Annotated in this window: 12 protein-coding genes and 1 pseudogene; 9 read left to right on the top strand and 4 right to left on the bottom strand. The window is 57.0% G+C overall.

What is annotated here, in order from left to right; translation table 11 throughout:
• Positions 1 to 110: 110 nt before the first annotated feature.
• Both mgtA and AB4N43_RS04555 read right to left on the bottom strand, forming a co-directional pair.
• Entirely contained in the window at positions 111 to 2831 is a 2721-nt protein-coding gene (gene mgtA / locus AB4N43_RS04560; protein WP_460153318.1) for a magnesium-translocating P-type ATPase, read from the bottom strand.
• 304 nt (positions 2832 to 3135) lie between these two features.
• Positions 3136 to 3399: a hypothetical protein gene (locus AB4N43_RS04555; protein ID WP_027925377.1), complete on the bottom strand. Its 264-nt coding sequence runs from the start codon at positions 3397 to 3399 to the stop codon at positions 3136 to 3138.
• A 360-nt stretch (positions 3400 to 3759) separates the two neighbouring features.
• Here AB4N43_RS04555 and AB4N43_RS04550 point away from each other — a divergent pair, with 360 nt between their 5' ends.
• Both AB4N43_RS04550 and AB4N43_RS04545 read left to right on the top strand, forming a co-directional pair.
• Positions 3760 to 4893: an NAD(P)/FAD-dependent oxidoreductase gene (locus tag AB4N43_RS04550; RefSeq protein ID WP_460153316.1), complete on the top strand. Its 1134-nt coding sequence runs from the start codon at positions 3760 to 3762 to the stop codon at positions 4891 to 4893.
• A gap of 139 nt (positions 4894 to 5032) precedes the next feature.
• On the top strand, positions 5033 to 5629 hold the full coding sequence (locus AB4N43_RS04545) for a DinB family protein (protein ID WP_410921995.1): 597 nt from the start codon (positions 5033 to 5035) through the stop codon (positions 5627 to 5629).
• Here the strand turns inward: AB4N43_RS04545 and AB4N43_RS04540 are convergent.
• Positions 5541 to 6470 (bottom strand): LysR substrate-binding domain-containing protein, encoded by a 930-nt coding sequence (locus AB4N43_RS04540; RefSeq protein WP_027925380.1) that lies wholly within the window; start codon positions 6468 to 6470, stop codon positions 5541 to 5543. The genes AB4N43_RS04545 and AB4N43_RS04540 overlap by 89 nt on opposite strands.
• Positions 6471 to 6890: 420 nt before the next feature.
• Between AB4N43_RS04540 and AB4N43_RS04535 the strand changes: the two genes are divergently transcribed.
• The 4 genes and pseudogenes from AB4N43_RS04535 (at position 6891) to AB4N43_RS04520 (ending at position 10033) form a co-directional block, all read left to right on the top strand.
• Complete coding sequence (locus tag AB4N43_RS04535) at positions 6891 to 7256, top strand: DUF6124 family protein (protein WP_194939624.1); 366 nt, start codon at positions 6891 to 6893, stop codon at positions 7254 to 7256.
• Between the two features lie 261 nt (positions 7257 to 7517).
• Positions 7518 to 7781, top strand: coding sequence for a hypothetical protein (locus AB4N43_RS04530; protein WP_194939623.1), 264 nt, complete (start codon positions 7518 to 7520; stop codon positions 7779 to 7781).
• A 1345-nt stretch (positions 7782 to 9126) separates the two neighbouring features.
• A pseudogene (locus AB4N43_RS04525) lies at positions 9127 to 9333 on the top strand (transposase); the annotation flags it as partial.
• A 223-nt stretch (positions 9334 to 9556) separates the two neighbouring features.
• Entirely contained in the window at positions 9557 to 10033 is a 477-nt protein-coding gene (locus AB4N43_RS04520) for a hypothetical protein (protein ID WP_460153313.1), read from the top strand.
• Between the two features lie 569 nt (positions 10034 to 10602).
• Here the strand turns inward: AB4N43_RS04520 and AB4N43_RS04515 are convergent.
• Positions 10603 to 11499, bottom strand: coding sequence for a LysR substrate-binding domain-containing protein (locus AB4N43_RS04515; protein ID WP_027923255.1), 897 nt, complete (start codon positions 11497 to 11499; stop codon positions 10603 to 10605).
• Between the two features lie 117 nt (positions 11500 to 11616).
• Here AB4N43_RS04515 and AB4N43_RS04510 point away from each other — a divergent pair, with 117 nt between their 5' ends.
• Genes AB4N43_RS04510 through AB4N43_RS04500 form a run of 3 tightly spaced genes read left to right on the top strand, consistent with a single transcriptional unit; the run spans position 11617 to position 13867 of the window.
• Positions 11617 to 12639 (top strand): aldo/keto reductase, encoded by a 1023-nt coding sequence (locus AB4N43_RS04510; protein WP_460153311.1) that lies wholly within the window; start codon positions 11617 to 11619, stop codon positions 12637 to 12639.
• Positions 12636 to 13433 carry an SDR family NAD(P)-dependent oxidoreductase gene (locus tag AB4N43_RS04505; protein WP_027923257.1) on the top strand — a complete coding sequence of 266 codons (798 nt, stop codon included), beginning with the start codon at positions 12636 to 12638 and terminating at the stop codon, positions 13431 to 13433. The genes AB4N43_RS04510 and AB4N43_RS04505 overlap by 4 nt, the downstream gene beginning before the upstream one ends.
• Positions 13434 to 13456: 23 nt before the next feature.
• The gene (locus AB4N43_RS04500) at positions 13457 to 13867 is read left to right on the top strand and encodes an SRPBCC family protein (RefSeq protein WP_460153309.1); all 411 of its coding nucleotides are present in this window, start codon (positions 13457 to 13459) and stop codon (positions 13865 to 13867) included.
• Positions 13868 to 13889 lie beyond the last annotated feature (22 nt).

Here is a 13889-nt window from a genome sequence, read left to right as displayed (position 1 = left end):
AAAACCTGTGGGAGCGAGCTTGCTCGCGATAGCGGTGTGTCAGTCAACACGGATGTTGAATGTGCTGATGCCATCGCGAGCAGGCTCACTCCTACAGGGGGTGGCTCAAATCAGAACCACTGCTTGAAGCGGCGGATGTAGAGGGTTTTCATGACCTGCGCGAAGACGCAGTAGCTGAGCAAGGTGCCGACCAGCCAAGGGAAATACGCCCACGGTAATGGCTGCAAACCGACCAGCGTGCCCAGTGGCGAGAACGGAATGTAGATGCCCAGCACCATCACCAGTCCGGTCATCAGAATCACCGGCAATGCCGCCGTGCTCTGGAAGAACGGGATCTTCTGCGTGCGCAGCATGTGCACCACCAGCGTCTGCGACAGCAGCCCTTCGATGAACCAGCCGGACTGGAACAGGCCCTGCATTTCCACACTATTGGCGGCGAACACGTACCACATCAGCGCAAACGTGGTGATGTCGAACACCGATGACGTCGGCCCGATCCACAGCATGAAACGGCCGATGTTCTTCGCGTCCCACTTGCGCGGTTTGCTGAGGAATTCCTTGTCCATCTTGTCCCACGGCAGCGCCAGCTGAGAGATGTCGTACATGAGGTTTTGCAGCAGCAGGTGAATCGACAGCATCGGCAGAAACGGAATGAACGCACTGGCCACTAGCACCGAGAACACGTTGCCGAAGTTGGAACTGGCAGTCATGTTCAGGTACTTCATGATATTGCCGAAGGTTTCGCGGCCCTTGAGCACGCCTTCTTCGAGCACCATCAGGCTCTTTTCCAACAGGATGATATCGGCCGATTCCTTGGCAATGTCGGTGCCGCTGTCCACCGAAATACCGACGTCGGCATCGCGCAGGGCGGGGGCATCGTTGATACCGTCGCCGAGGAAACCCACGGTATGACCGTTGGCCTGCAACGCCTTCAGCACCCGCGACTTTTGCAGCGGCGTCAGCTTGGCGAACACCGTGCGTTCTTCGACGCGCAGCTTGAGGGTGGTGTCGTCCATGCTTTCGATGTCCTGGCCGAGCAGCGGGGTGCCCGGTTCCAGGCCGACGTCGCGGCAGATCTTGCAAGTGACGACCGCGTTGTCGCCGGTCAGCACCTTGACCGTCACGCCCATGTCCCGTAGCGCCGCAATGGCCGGGCCAGCGGTTTCCTTCGGTGGATCAAGGAAGGTCAGGAAGCCGCGAATCACCAGTTCGCGCTCATCCTCGGTGGTGTACTGGTTTTTGCTCTGTGCTGTCGGGAACTCGCGGGTGGCGACCAGCAGCACGCGGAAGCCGTCTTCGTTGTACTCGTTGGCGAGGGCCAGCAGGTCTTTGCGGCGTTGATCATCGAGGGCGACGATGCTGCCGTTTTCATGGAGGTGACTGGCGATGGACAGCATTTCCTCGACCGCGCCTTTGCACACCATCAAGTGGTCGTCGCGGCTGTCCTTGACGATGATCGACAGGCGCCGGCGGACGAAGTCGAATGGCAATTCATCGACCTTGCTGTAGGCGAATGGCACACGGAACTTCGGGTTGCTGTTGGCAAATTGCACCACCGCCTGATCCATCAGGTTTTTCAAACCACTCTGGTGATGGCTGTTGAGCCACGCCAGTTCGAGGATCACATCGTCGCGCCGGCCATGGCTGTCGACGTGGTGCTCGAGAATGATCTTGTCCTGGGTCAGGGTGCCGGTCTTGTCGGTACACAGCACGTCCATCGAACCGAAGTTCTGGATCGCGTTGAGGCGCTTGACCACCACTTTGCGCTTGGCCATGGCCATCGCGCCTTTAGCGAGGTTGGCGCTGACAATCATCGGCAGCATTTCCGGGGTCAGGCCGACCGCGACCGCCAGCGCAAACAGAAACGCGTCGCTCCAGTCGCCCTTGGAAAAGCCGTTGAGCAGGAACACGATCGGCACCATCACCAGCATGAAACGGATCAACAGCCAGCTGACACTGTTCACCCCACGGTCGAACGCCGTTTGCACCCGCGAGCCGACAATCGCTTTGGCCAGCGAACCGAAGTAAGTGCGCGAGCCAGTCGCGACCACCACGGCTTTGGCGGTGCCGCTGACCACGTTGGTGCCCATGAAGCAGATGTTTGGCAGGTCGAGCAGGTTCGATTGATCGGCGGCGTTGCCGGTAGCGGACTTCTGGGCGACGTTGCCCAAGGTGTCGTATTTCTCCACCGGCAAGGCTTCGCCGGTGAGCACGGCCTGGCTGATGAACAGGTCGCGGGATTCGATCAGGCGGATATCCGCCGGGATCATGTCACCGGCGCTGAGTTGCACGATGTCGCCGGCCACCAGCTCGCGCATCGGTACTTCACGAAGCGTCGCCTCCTGGCCACGTTGCCCGCGCCGCAACACGGTGGCGGTGGTGCGCACCATGGCCTTGAGGGTTTCGGCCGACTTGGCCGAGCGGTATTCCTGCCAGAACCGCAGCAGGCTGCTCAAGGTAACCATGGTCATGATGATAATGACCTTGGTCAGGTCGGCGTCGTCGCTTTCACCCTGGCTGATCGGCAGCCAGTAATCGGTGAAGAAACTGATGCCAGCCAGGGTCAGCAGTACATAGATGAAAGGATTGTTCAGGGCTTTGAGCAGCTGGACGAGGGCGTGAGGCGGCTTGTCGTGGGCGACTTCGTTGTAGCCCCCACGCGCCAGACGGCCCTCGACTTCCAGTTCGGTGAGGCCGTCCGGGGTTGCATTGAGGTTGGCGAGGGTGATGGCGAGGCCGTTCTGGGCTTCTCGTGCGGCGCGCATCGACAGTTTGGCGTTGTCGCTGCTGGCACCTTTGGCGCGGGTATTCGGGGTTTTTACGGTGGTCATCGCGTGTGCTCCTGCCGCTGACTGGCGGCACGACACACAGCCGGCTCACCCAACTACAGGCGAGCGAATGTATGTCGAGCCGCAAACAAGCGATCGATGTCAGAAGTATTGGTTTGTTGTTTTAACGTTCGCTGGCTATCAATAGGGAAGTGATAGGCAGCGAACCGTCTACTGGCTTCGTCCATAACTAACTCCAATTAACGTGTGTTTTAAAAGGCAATAAGAAGTTGTCGGTTTCCCTTGTCAGGAAACCGTTGAAGGAAGGACTTTAAAGTGCCTTCAAATCAACTGAATGTGCGGTTTGTCAGGCTCGGCTTCGCAGCCGGACGCGACGCGCGATGCGTCGACTCGGTGGTTCCTGGCTGTCGTCCAGGTTCCAGCGTTGCTGAAGTCGACCCGTCATCGGGCAGACGCGCCAGTTGGCACGCGGATGTGCCTTGGAAGTGGACGAAGGGCTGGAAAACGGCGCAATGGCGCGCTTCGCGAGCGTAGGCTCACGGCAGGGCTTGACCCGCATGGTCGAAGCAAAGGCGCGTACGCCGGGCATTACGATGGTGTTGAAGTTCATAACATGCCTCTGGACCGGACGGACACCGGTGAGGCAAGTTACGGTGGAGCATCAAGCTCTAGCGCAGCTCACCCGACCGAAAAGTCGAGTCCCGTCATTTTCTGGGTTATGTGCCAGATTCTGCAGTTTCGCAGCAACCCGACAGCGACTAGATACTGTGTCCATTGGATTCCGTAGTGAATTGAAAAGGGCCTTCGTCGAAGGCCCGGGCAATTTACTCAGCGAGGTGAAGTCCGTCAACCTTAAAGGCCCGATTAATAGTGTATTAAATGGAAAAGTTGCACATTTGATTATTGAGTTCAGCCAAATGACAGTAAGTTGTCATTCATGTGAAGGCGTGCAGCGAGGGCCGGTTTGAAAATGAGCACAGGACAATCGAGCATCGATACCGACTGCGTAGTGGTTGGGGCCGGCGTGGTCGGGCTGGCGGTTGCCAGGGCGCTGGCTGGGACCGGGCGGGAAGTGATCCTGATCGAAGCCGGCGAGGGGATTGGCGTGGGCATCAGCTCGCGCAACTCGGAGGTGATTCACGCCGGTATTTACTACCCGACCGGTAGCCTCAAGGCACAGTTGTGCGTTGAAGGCAAGCAACGGTTGTATGCCTTCTGCGATGCGCGCGGGGTTGATTATCAGCGCCTGGGCAAGCTGGTCGTGGCCACCGATGACAACCAGTGCGCGGCGTTGCGGGCATTGTTGGAACAAGGGCGACGGAATGGCGTCGATGATTTGCAGTGGCTGGATGCAGCGCAGGCCCGAGTGCTTGAACCGGCACTGTCCTGCGTCGCCGCGCTCTGGTCACCTTCTACGGGAATTATCGATTCCCATGGGTTGATGCTCGCGCTTCAGGCGGATGGGGAAGCCAGCGGGATGTCGATTGCCTTTCATACACCGCTGGAATCCGCTCGTTGTACGGCACACGGTTTTGATCTGGTCATCGGCGGTGCGCAACCCATGCCCCTGAGTTGCCGCGAGTTGATCAACTGCGCCGGGCTTTCTGCGCCTGACGTGGCGAGCCGGATCGAAGGGTTGCCCTCGCAGCACGTTTCAGTGGCCCGATTGTGCAAGGGCAGTTATTTCAGTTTCAGCGGCCGCGCGCCGTTCCGGCATCTGGTCTATCCGGCGCCGGAAAGTGCCGGGCTCGGCGTGCACATGACCCTCGACCTCGGCGGCCAGGCACGTTTCGGGCCGGACGTCGAATGGGTCGATCAGGTCGATTACCGCGTGGACTCGCGCCGCGCCGATGGATTTTACGAGGCGATCCGCCGTTACTGGCCCGGTCTTCCCGATAACGGCCTGCAACCGGCCTACAGCGGCATTCGCCCGAAAATCACCGGTCCGACCGAACCTGCAGCGGATTTCATCATCAGCGGTCCGGCCGAACATGGCGTGCCGGGACTGGTGAACCTGTTCGGCATCGAGTCACCGGGCCTGACCAGTTGCCTGGCACTGGCCGAGCGGGTGGTGCAGCGCCTTACGCAAACCCGTAGCAGCTGACGAGCCGAACGCAGCCTCGCGGTGCTCGTCAGATGCTACAACGGGGCACGAAGCGCAGGTGCCGGTTATCAGTCGTTGCGATGCCCGGAGCCATGAGGGCTATGCTTTGCAGTGCGCCCATCACCATGGGAGACCTCTGATGATCAACGTACGCACTGCCCGCATGCTTGCCGATTACAAAAACTGGGCCGACCAGCGCCTCTTTGACAGCCTGGCCACATTGCCGGCGGGTGAGGTCAGTAAAGATCGCGTGTCGGTGTTCAAGAACATGATCGGCACCCTGAACCACATCTACGTCGTGGACTGCATCTGGCAGGCCCACCTCGAAGGCCGAGGCCACGGCTTCAAAACGTCGCATGATCTGTTGCACGCCGACCTTGCCGAACTGCGCATGGCGCAACGGGAGATTGATCACTGGTATTGCGACTGGAGCGAAAGCCAGACCGAAACGTCGCTGGATAAACCCGTTGAATTCACGTTTGTCTCTGGCGAAAGCGGCACCATGAGCGCTGGCGCGATACTGATGCACGTGGTCAACCACGCCAGCTATCACCGTGGCTGGGTGATCCAGATGTACTTCGAAATCCCGGCCATGCCACCGGTCACGGACTTGCCGGTGTACCTGCGCGAAACCCAGCCGACCGCTTTTAAGTCGCCGCATGCCCCGGCAGTGGAGCCGCCATGTACTGTGCAATTTTCGAGCGCAACCAGCGTTCTGCCGGGTCGTTATCGTTGACGCCGTTCCAGACCATGGACAGTTCGGACAGCACGATATCAAACGGCGGGTCGTCGGCCCGCAACTGGCTGCTGCCTTCGATCAGCGCACACGCGGCATAATCCGGCACCGAGGCGAGCAAATCGGTGCCGGCCAGTAATGAGCGCAATCCGGCAAACTGCGGCACCGCCAGCACTACCCGCCGCGAACGACCGATGCGCGCCAAGTCGTTATCGATGGCCCCGGTCAAGTCCCCGGAAAACGACACCAGCGCATGAGGTCTTTCGCAGAATTCATCCAGTGTCAGAACACCGGGGCGGTCGTCGCCGCGCAGGATTTTTACGCTCAAGTCGCGCAATTTCTTGCGCTTGGCGTTGGCTGGCAGTTCCGTGGTGTAACTGATCCCGACAGAAATCTCGCCGCTGGCGAGCATCGACGACATCAGCAGAAAATTCACCCGCCGCACCACTACCACGACGTTCTGCGCTTCCTCGCGAATCTGCTTGAGCAACGGCGGAAACAAGCCGAACTCAGCGTCGTCGGACAGGCCGATGCGAAACACATCACGGCTGGTGGACGGGTCGAAATCCTTGGCCCGGCTGACCGCGCCGGAAATGGTGTCCATCGCCGGTTGCAGTTCCTTGAGGATCGCCAAGGCGCGCAGGGTCGGCTCCAGCGTACGGCCGTTGCGCACCAACAGCGGGTCGTCGAACAAATCGCGCAATTTGGCCAGTGAGGCGCTGACGGCGGGTTGGCCGAGGAACAGCTTCTCCCCGGCGCGGGTGAGGTTTTTCTCGAACATCAGGGTTTCGAAAATCACCAGCAGGTTCATGTCCACACGGCGCAGGTCGTTGCGGTTCATGTTGGAGGCTCGCAGGATTTTGAGGGTCTGTTCAGTAAAGCATCAAACCTGAGAGGGTCATTAAACGGCGATGTTTAACACACATCTCCAGACACTCTGCGAGGCTACACAACCTTGCGCCATTGCCTACGACTGCGCCAGAATCCGCCGGCTTGTGCGCCTTGGGCCGGGACTCTATCGTTTGCGGGTCGCTGACAAATCAGCGATCGGGTTTAGCGACCCGAACCTTTGTAGGCGCAACAGCGCTCCAAACTCTCTTGCAGAATGTTCATCTCTGCGATTGATGTCATGGCGGCTGTGCGCGGGAGACCTTCGGGTCTGCCGGGCGCCTACACCCGGTTCGCTAACCTGTGTACAGCCGCCACCCTTTCTTGTTTAGCGACAGGTTCAGGTGGCTCCATTGATTGTAGGAGTTTCACTATGTTCAAGATCACACCCAACCCGCCAGAAACCGACACCGACGACGTTTCCCCCTACGAATCCGCCGATTCCAAAAAGCTCAACACCGCCGCCGACCGCGCCCTCGACTACTACCTCAAACCGGTCATCCCCAAAGACACCCCGCGTAAACCCAGTACCCTCTACTTTGTAGGGCACGACACCGATCACGAAACCCTGCTGGTCAACGCCTGCGAGACATTGGTGTCAGCGAGTGTGATGTTGAGCGACTTCGCCGGGCAGTTGAACGGCACTCAGCGCCATACCCTGCTGGGCATTCAAAACTCCGTGATGTTGGGCGAACTGGCGGTGAATCGGATGCTGGATAACGTCGACCCGCATGGCTAATGCCACTACTGCACTGATCGTTCCCACGCTCTGCGTGGGAATGCAGCCCGGACGCTCCGCGTCCTTCTGAAGCTGGAGCGCGGAGCGTCCCTTGAGGCACTCCCACGCAGAAGCGAGCCCCTACAATCCTTTTTTTGAGGCGAAAAGTAATAACGTTAATAGCAAACTGTTCTTAATTACTGTCATTTATCGCAGGTGTTGATATTTTGAGTTTGATTTAACTTTGCATGGCAGCTTACTTTAATAATTGTGGAGGTTGTTATGGCGATTGATAGAAAGCTTGACGATATGTTGGCTTGTAGTATTGTTTATGATGAGCGCATAGATGTCTGGGATATGAATGCGGCTATGGCAGTTGTTATAGAACGAAATGTAGACTCCGAACAACGCTATAATGATCTTCTGATAGAAATTCCCAGTGGGAAACGTGCCGTCGAGCCGCCGACTTACACTCCGAAGCCTCCTGGGGATGACACCCCTCAATGGATTTGGGATAACTATAAAAATGGTGGTCGTACGAGCTAGCTAAGTGTAATGGCTTGCGTTTGAAAACACGCTGGCTCGGAGTCCAGTGTGTTATTGAACGACGCCTTTAACTCGCGCGTTTTGGCGCTGAATTGTTCCACCACGTCCTTCATACGTAACCAATGCGTGTCAACGTAGTCTCCAAGTCGTAGACTAAGAAGGTGGTAGATATATCTAGCAAATAGATCTGCCACCTTTTTTGTCGTTTGAAGTTTATTAAGTAAAGCATCAATCCGGGATTAGCCATTAAACAGCGATGTTTCTCTGCGAGGCTACACAATCCCTGCCAGGCATTCCGCATTCCATGATGTCGGGCGAACTGGCGGTGAACCGCATGCTGGATAAAGTCGATCCACAAAGCTAACGCTGATCTAAGGCGAGGCGAGGTCCTGTGGCGAGGGAGCTTGCTCCCGGTGGGCAGCGCAGCGGCCCCACTCACTGGTGACGCGTTCTATCAGGCACGCCGCGGCAAAGGTTTTACGACTACTGCGTAGCCGAACGGGAGCAAGCTCCCTCGCCACACTGGTCAAGTTGACCTTGAATTTTGCAGTGTTTGTTCGGGCCTCATCGCGAGCAGGCTCACTCCCACAGGGATTTTTGTGGACTCACTAGTTAAAAGGTGACAGATCTATTTGGTAAACAGGTCTGTCGCCTTTTTTGTCGTTTTTTTTTGTATGTCACAGTAATTAGGAATAAATGATTCCGCTTCCTTATTGCTGTTATGCCTTGTTGGGCCCGCAGGTCGCGCATATACGGCGGTTAATAAGGATGATTTAATTCAAGCTCGTTCTCAATGTTTGCTTTTTTCTTAAGATTAGAACATCAATGATGGATGCTGTAGAGCGTTTCGCCTTTGGGGCCCAGGGTGCCAGAGTAAGTTATTTTTTGTCCCTTGTTATAAGTTCGTCCTTTCCGACTTTCTGTAATGCATATGGCTTTCCCACCGTCATCAGGGATGATCGTAATGGAGTAAATCGTGGTGTCGATATGAGGGTTTGGAGTCGGATTGGACTCGCGGAAATACTAAACTGTTCCTGTTAGGTTTGGCATGGTATTGCCTCATCGATTGAGAGTTGATTTAGGCGCTGGTTCCTGATGGTTCAGTGCGAGGCTAGATTGCGAGCAGTGATGATGACTTTAGCGTGTTTAATTTCAGTATTTAACTGTAATAAGTGACAGTTTTTATGGTGTTTTGTAATATCTGAGGTGGCCAGATGAAAGTATGTGGTTTTCCTGATGCCAGGAACATTAATAAAATTAATCTGGGTTGTACGCAGCAGGATGGGGGAGATGGCGGGCTGTTCGGGATTCACCTCGCGGTGATTCAGTGCGATCAGCGCGGAACTTTTGCGAGCTACCGTTGGAGATTCCCCGTGACCGCCAGGGCATGTTCGAACCCCAACTCGTCTCCAAACAGCAGACACACTGGACGGGCTTCGACGACAAAGTCCTCTCGCTGTACGCCCGAGGCATGACCGTGCGAGAAATTCAGGGGCACCTGGAGGAGATGTACGGCACAGAAGTCTCCCCCAGCCTCATCTCAGCGATTACCGTGTTAAGTAAGTGCCTTCAGGCCTGTCACCTTTTTGCTAAAACCTATAGCCAAAAATTCTTAAAAACTGTTATTTGTTACAGGTGTCAATTCGTACAGGCAGTTCTATATTTATTTACGTAACAAATGAATAAATCGTTTGAGTGATCAACTTTTCTTGCGCGTCTATTTTTCGCCAGAAAGGCAACAAGACCTAATTATCTCCTTGTAATTGGAGCCTATCGTGACAGATAAAAAAAACGACCGGATTGACCTTGTCCTCGGAACTAATATCATGTCGGGCAATGAGTCCTTCGAAATCAATCCAAAATTTGACGAAGCTTCTGTGCACGTCGGAAGTGGGGCTGTCGTATTAGTATTAACTGGTGCCTACCCAGCGATATTAGGCGAGAAAATAGATATTGCAATCACTGCTATAGATGCTGGCATAGCAGCGATAGGAGATACTCGGGTAAAACGAGGGATTCCTCTAAATCGATCATTCATTCTTTCAGAAGAAAACTGCGTAGACCATATAATCAGCCAGAAAAACAGCACCTACTCGCACCGATTCCCAGAAGGTTCGACACTCTTAGACGATAAAAATTACGCCTTTACAATTTTAAACGATTTAAAAAATGGAATTTACCTGGACGGAGAAGGCAATCTTTACTCATATAAAGATTTTTTAAGCGGTTTATACAATGCCAGCAAAAAATAATAAAACAGCTGGAAAATAGCTGGAAAAGGGGATGGCTGGAAAAGGGAACGCATTTATTTATCTCTGTCGTTTGAAGTTTATTAAGTAAAGCATCAATCCGGGATTAGCCATTAAACAGCGATGTTTAACACACATCTCCAGACACTCTGCGAGGCTACACAATCCCTGCCAGGCATTCCGCATTCCATGATGTCGGGCGAACTGGCGGTGAACCGCATGCTGGATAAAGTCGATCCACAAAGCTAACGCTGATCTACGGCGAGGCGAGGTCCTGTGGCGAGGGAGCTTGCTCCCGGTGGGCAGCGCAGCGGCCCCACTCACTGGTGACGCGTTCTATCAGGCACGCCGCGGCAAAGGTTTTACGACTACTGCGTAGCCGAACGGGAGCAAGCTCCCTCGCCACACTGGTCAAGTTGACCTTGAATTTTGCAGTGTTTGTTCGGGCCTCATCGCGAGCAGGCTCACTCCCACAGGGATTTTTGTGGACTCACTATTTGTGATCAACACAGAACAATTGTAGGAGTGAGCCTGCTCGCGATTACGGTGTGTCAGATACAGATCATGTCGGCTCAGGCGGGCGGCGCCTCAGTCAATACCTTGCGGAACGTCTCCACCAACGGCCGCAAATTGATCCGGTGCCACGCCGCCCACAGGGGGCGGGTGAGGGCAATCCACGGCACTTCCCGCAGCACCACACCCGGCGGTGCATTGCGGCTCAAGCCTTTCTGAATCATCGCAATGCCCAGTCCCGAGGCCACCAGGGCCATGGCAGTGAAGGGGCCGGTGGCTTCCATGCGGATGTCCGGGGTGAAGCCGGCGCGAATGCAGGCGCTGACGAAGTCTTCGCGGTTACTGACATTCTGGTGGTGCTGCACGCCGATCCACTCTTGATCGGCGAGGTCGGCCGGGGTCAATGTCGTCTGGTTGGCCAATGGATGATGCTCAGGCAATGCCAGCAGCATCGGGTCGTCCAGCACTTGAAAGCCCAGCAGATCCGGATCGTTTTTGGCCGGTGGTTCGCTGACCAGTGCGATGTCGAGGCTGCGCTGGCGCAGGCCTTCAAGCTGTTCAGTGGAGCGCAGGTTGTACAGCGCGACATGCACGTTCGGCCGCTCGACCCGCAACACACGCAGGGCATTTGGCAACACGCCGGCGTGCATGGCGTTTTCGATGTAACCGACGCACAAACCGCCTTCTTCACCGCGACCGAGGCGTTTGCCGAGGGATTCCAGGCGACTGGCGTGGGTCAGCAGGGCGCGGGTTTCGGCGAGGAAGGTCTGGCCGTCGCGGGTCAGGCGAATGCGTTGTTGGCTGCGTTCGAACAGGGTCAGCCCCAGGCGTTCTTCGAGTTGGGCGATTTGCCGGCTCAGCGGTGACTGGGAAATGTGCAGGCGTTCGGCGGCGCGACCGACGTGTTCTTCTTCGGCGACGGCGACGAAGTAGCGCAATTGGCGGATGTCGATCATGTCAGACCTCTGGGGACTCAAGTGCTGCACATTATGTCTTGGACGGTCCGACCGTCGCAATCTAGGATCTGCTCAACGGTCAGGCCACTGGCCACTGAAACTGACGAGGATTGAATCATGAGCTTGAAAGACAAACTGCCCGGCGCGCTGGGTTTCGGCACCGCCCCCTTGGGCAACATGTTCCGCGCCATTCCTGAAGATGAGGCGCTCGCTACCGTGCACGCCGCCTGGGATGCCGGCGTGCGTTCCTTCGACACCGCGCCGTTCTATGGTTCGGGTCTGTCGGAAATCCGTTTGGGCGCCGCGCTGTCCCGATACAACCGTGACGACTATGTGCTGAGTAGCAAAGTCGGTCGGGTCATTCTGGATGAAGTCGAAGACACGGCGGCCCGTGACCTGGGCGAGAAGAGCGGGGTATTCGAACACGGCCTCCCGAACAAGATCGTCAACGACTACAGCGCCGACGCGACGATGCGCTCCATCGAGGACAGCCTCAAGCGTCTGCAAACCAACCGTCTGGACATCGTCTGGGTGCATGACATCGCGCAGGACTTCTACGGCGATCAATGGCTGGAGTACTTCAACCAGGCCCGCACCGGCGCGTTCAAAGTACTGACCCGCTTGCGCGAAGAAGGCGTGATCAAGGGGTGGGGCCTGGGCGTGAACAAGGTCGAGCCGTGCGAACTGACCCTTGATCTGACCGAAGCACAACCGGACGGTTTTCTGCTGGCGGGTCGCTACACTCTTCTCGACCACGACCGCGCGTTGCAACGCCTGATGGACGCAGCCCTGGCGCAGAACGTCGAGATCGTGGTCGGTGGTCCTTACAGCTCGGGCATTCTGGCCGGCGGTACGCACTTCGAATACCAGAAAGCCAGCCCGGCGATTATCAACAAAGTCGAGCACATCAAACGCATCGCCGCCGCGCACGGTGTCGACATAAAAGCAGCGGCCTTGCAGTTCTCGTTGGCCAACCCGGCGGTGGCGGCGGTGATTCCAGGTTCCAGCCGTCCGGAGCGTATTGCTGAAGACGTTGCCGCGCTGTCGGCGGTCATTCCCGCCGCGTTCTGGCAGGCGATGCGTGAGGCAAAACTGATCTCCGAGCGCGCGCCATTGCCGATCACAGGAGTTAGAGCATGAAGATTGATCTGAGTGGAAAACTCGCCATTGTCAGCGGCAGCACCGCCGGCATTGGCCTGGGCATCAGCAAGGCGTTGGCCGAGTCCGGCGCCACGGTGGTGGTGATCGGCCGGGAGACGGCCAAGGTCGAACAGGCACTGGCGAGCATTCGTCAGCGCGTGCCGGGCGCGCAGTTGCGTGGCCTGACCGCGGACCTGGGCACTGCCGAAGGCGCCGAGGTGCTGTTCGCCGCCGAACCGCGTGCGGACATTTTGGTGAACAACCTCGGCATCTTTAACGACGTGGATTTTTTCGACACGCCAGACAGCGAGTGGACACGCTTTTATGAGGTCAACGTGATCTCCGGCGTGCGTCTGTCCCGGCATTACGTGCCGGACATGGTCAAGCAGGGTTGGGGCCGGGTGATCTTCGTGTCCTCGGAATCCGGCATCTCGATCCCGGCCGACATGCTCAACTATGGCGTGACCAAAAGCGCCAACCTGGCAGTCTCCCATGGCCTGGCCAAACGGCTGGCGGGCACCGGTGTGACAGTCAATGCGATCCTGCCCGGCCCGACGCTCACCGATGGCCTGGAGCAAATGCTCAAGGACGCCACCGCCGCCTCCGGTCGGGGTATACGCGAAGAAGCCGATGCGTTTGTGCGCAAGGCGCGGCCGACGTCGATCATCCAGCGTGTGGCGGATGTCGAGGAGGTGGCGAACCTGGTGGCCTACATTGCTTCCCCGCTGTCCTCGGCCACCACCGGCGCGGCATTGCGCGTTGATGGCGGTGTTGTCGACAGCATGGCAATCTGATTTTTTTTAACAGAGAGGAATACATGGCAACTGCATCAGCGACTATTGAGATCCCGGCTTCGGCCGACGAAGTGTGGCAATTGATCGGCGACTTCAACTCGCTGCCAGACTGGCTGCCGTTCATTCCGCAAAGCGAACTGAGCGAAGGCGGGCGGGTGCGCAGCCTGAAAACCGCGGATGGCGCGGGGATCGTTGAGCGGCTTGAGGCGTTTGATAACGCCGGCAAGACGTACAGCTATTCGATTGAGCAGGCGCCATTTCCGGCTACTGCGTATCTGGCGACGATCAAGGTTGAAGCGCAGGGGCAGGGGGCTCGGGTGACGTGGTCGGGTCGGTTTACGCCTGTGGGGGTGAGTGAGGAGGAAGTGGTCGCGTTGTTCGACGGGATTTATCAGGGTGGGCTGCAGGCATTGCGGGCCAACTACCCGGCTTAGTCAGTACGCTTAAACCTTGTAG

The sequence above is a fragment of the Pseudomonas sp. S2_B07 genome (genome assembly GCF_054668435.1).
This window is presented reverse-complemented; position numbering and strand designations above follow the sequence as displayed.

Bases quoted from the DNA above. Each gene is read 5' to 3' on its own strand.
- AB4N43_RS04515 (WP_027923255.1), bottom strand. From the start codon at position 11,499: ATGATCGACATCCGCCAATTGCGCTACTTCGTCGCCGTCGCCGAAGAA.
- AB4N43_RS04540 (WP_027925380.1), bottom strand. From the start codon at position 6,470: ATGAACCGCAACGACCTGCGCCGTGTGGACATGAACCTGCTGGTGATT.
- AB4N43_RS04555 (WP_027925377.1), bottom strand. From the start codon at position 3,399: ATGAACTTCAACACCATCGTAATGCCCGGCGTACGCGCCTTTGCTTCG.
- mgtA (WP_460153318.1), bottom strand. From the start codon at position 2,831: ATGACCACCGTAAAAACCCCGAATACCCGCGCCAAAGGTGCCAGCAGC.
- AB4N43_RS04510 (WP_460153311.1), top strand. From the start codon at position 11,617: ATGAGCTTGAAAGACAAACTGCCCGGCGCGCTGGGTTTCGGCACCGCC.
- AB4N43_RS04530 (WP_194939623.1), top strand. From the start codon at position 7,518: ATGGCGATTGATAGAAAGCTTGACGATATGTTGGCTTGTAGTATTGTT.
- AB4N43_RS04505 (WP_027923257.1), top strand. From the start codon at position 12,636: ATGAAGATTGATCTGAGTGGAAAACTCGCCATTGTCAGCGGCAGCACC.
- AB4N43_RS04500 (WP_460153309.1), top strand. From the start codon at position 13,457: ATGGCAACTGCATCAGCGACTATTGAGATCCCGGCTTCGGCCGACGAA.
- AB4N43_RS04545 (WP_410921995.1), top strand. From the start codon at position 5,033: ATGATCAACGTACGCACTGCCCGCATGCTTGCCGATTACAAAAACTGG.
- AB4N43_RS04550 (WP_460153316.1), top strand. From the start codon at position 3,760: ATGAGCACAGGACAATCGAGCATCGATACCGACTGCGTAGTGGTTGGG.
- AB4N43_RS04535 (WP_194939624.1), top strand. From the start codon at position 6,891: ATGTTCAAGATCACACCCAACCCGCCAGAAACCGACACCGACGACGTT.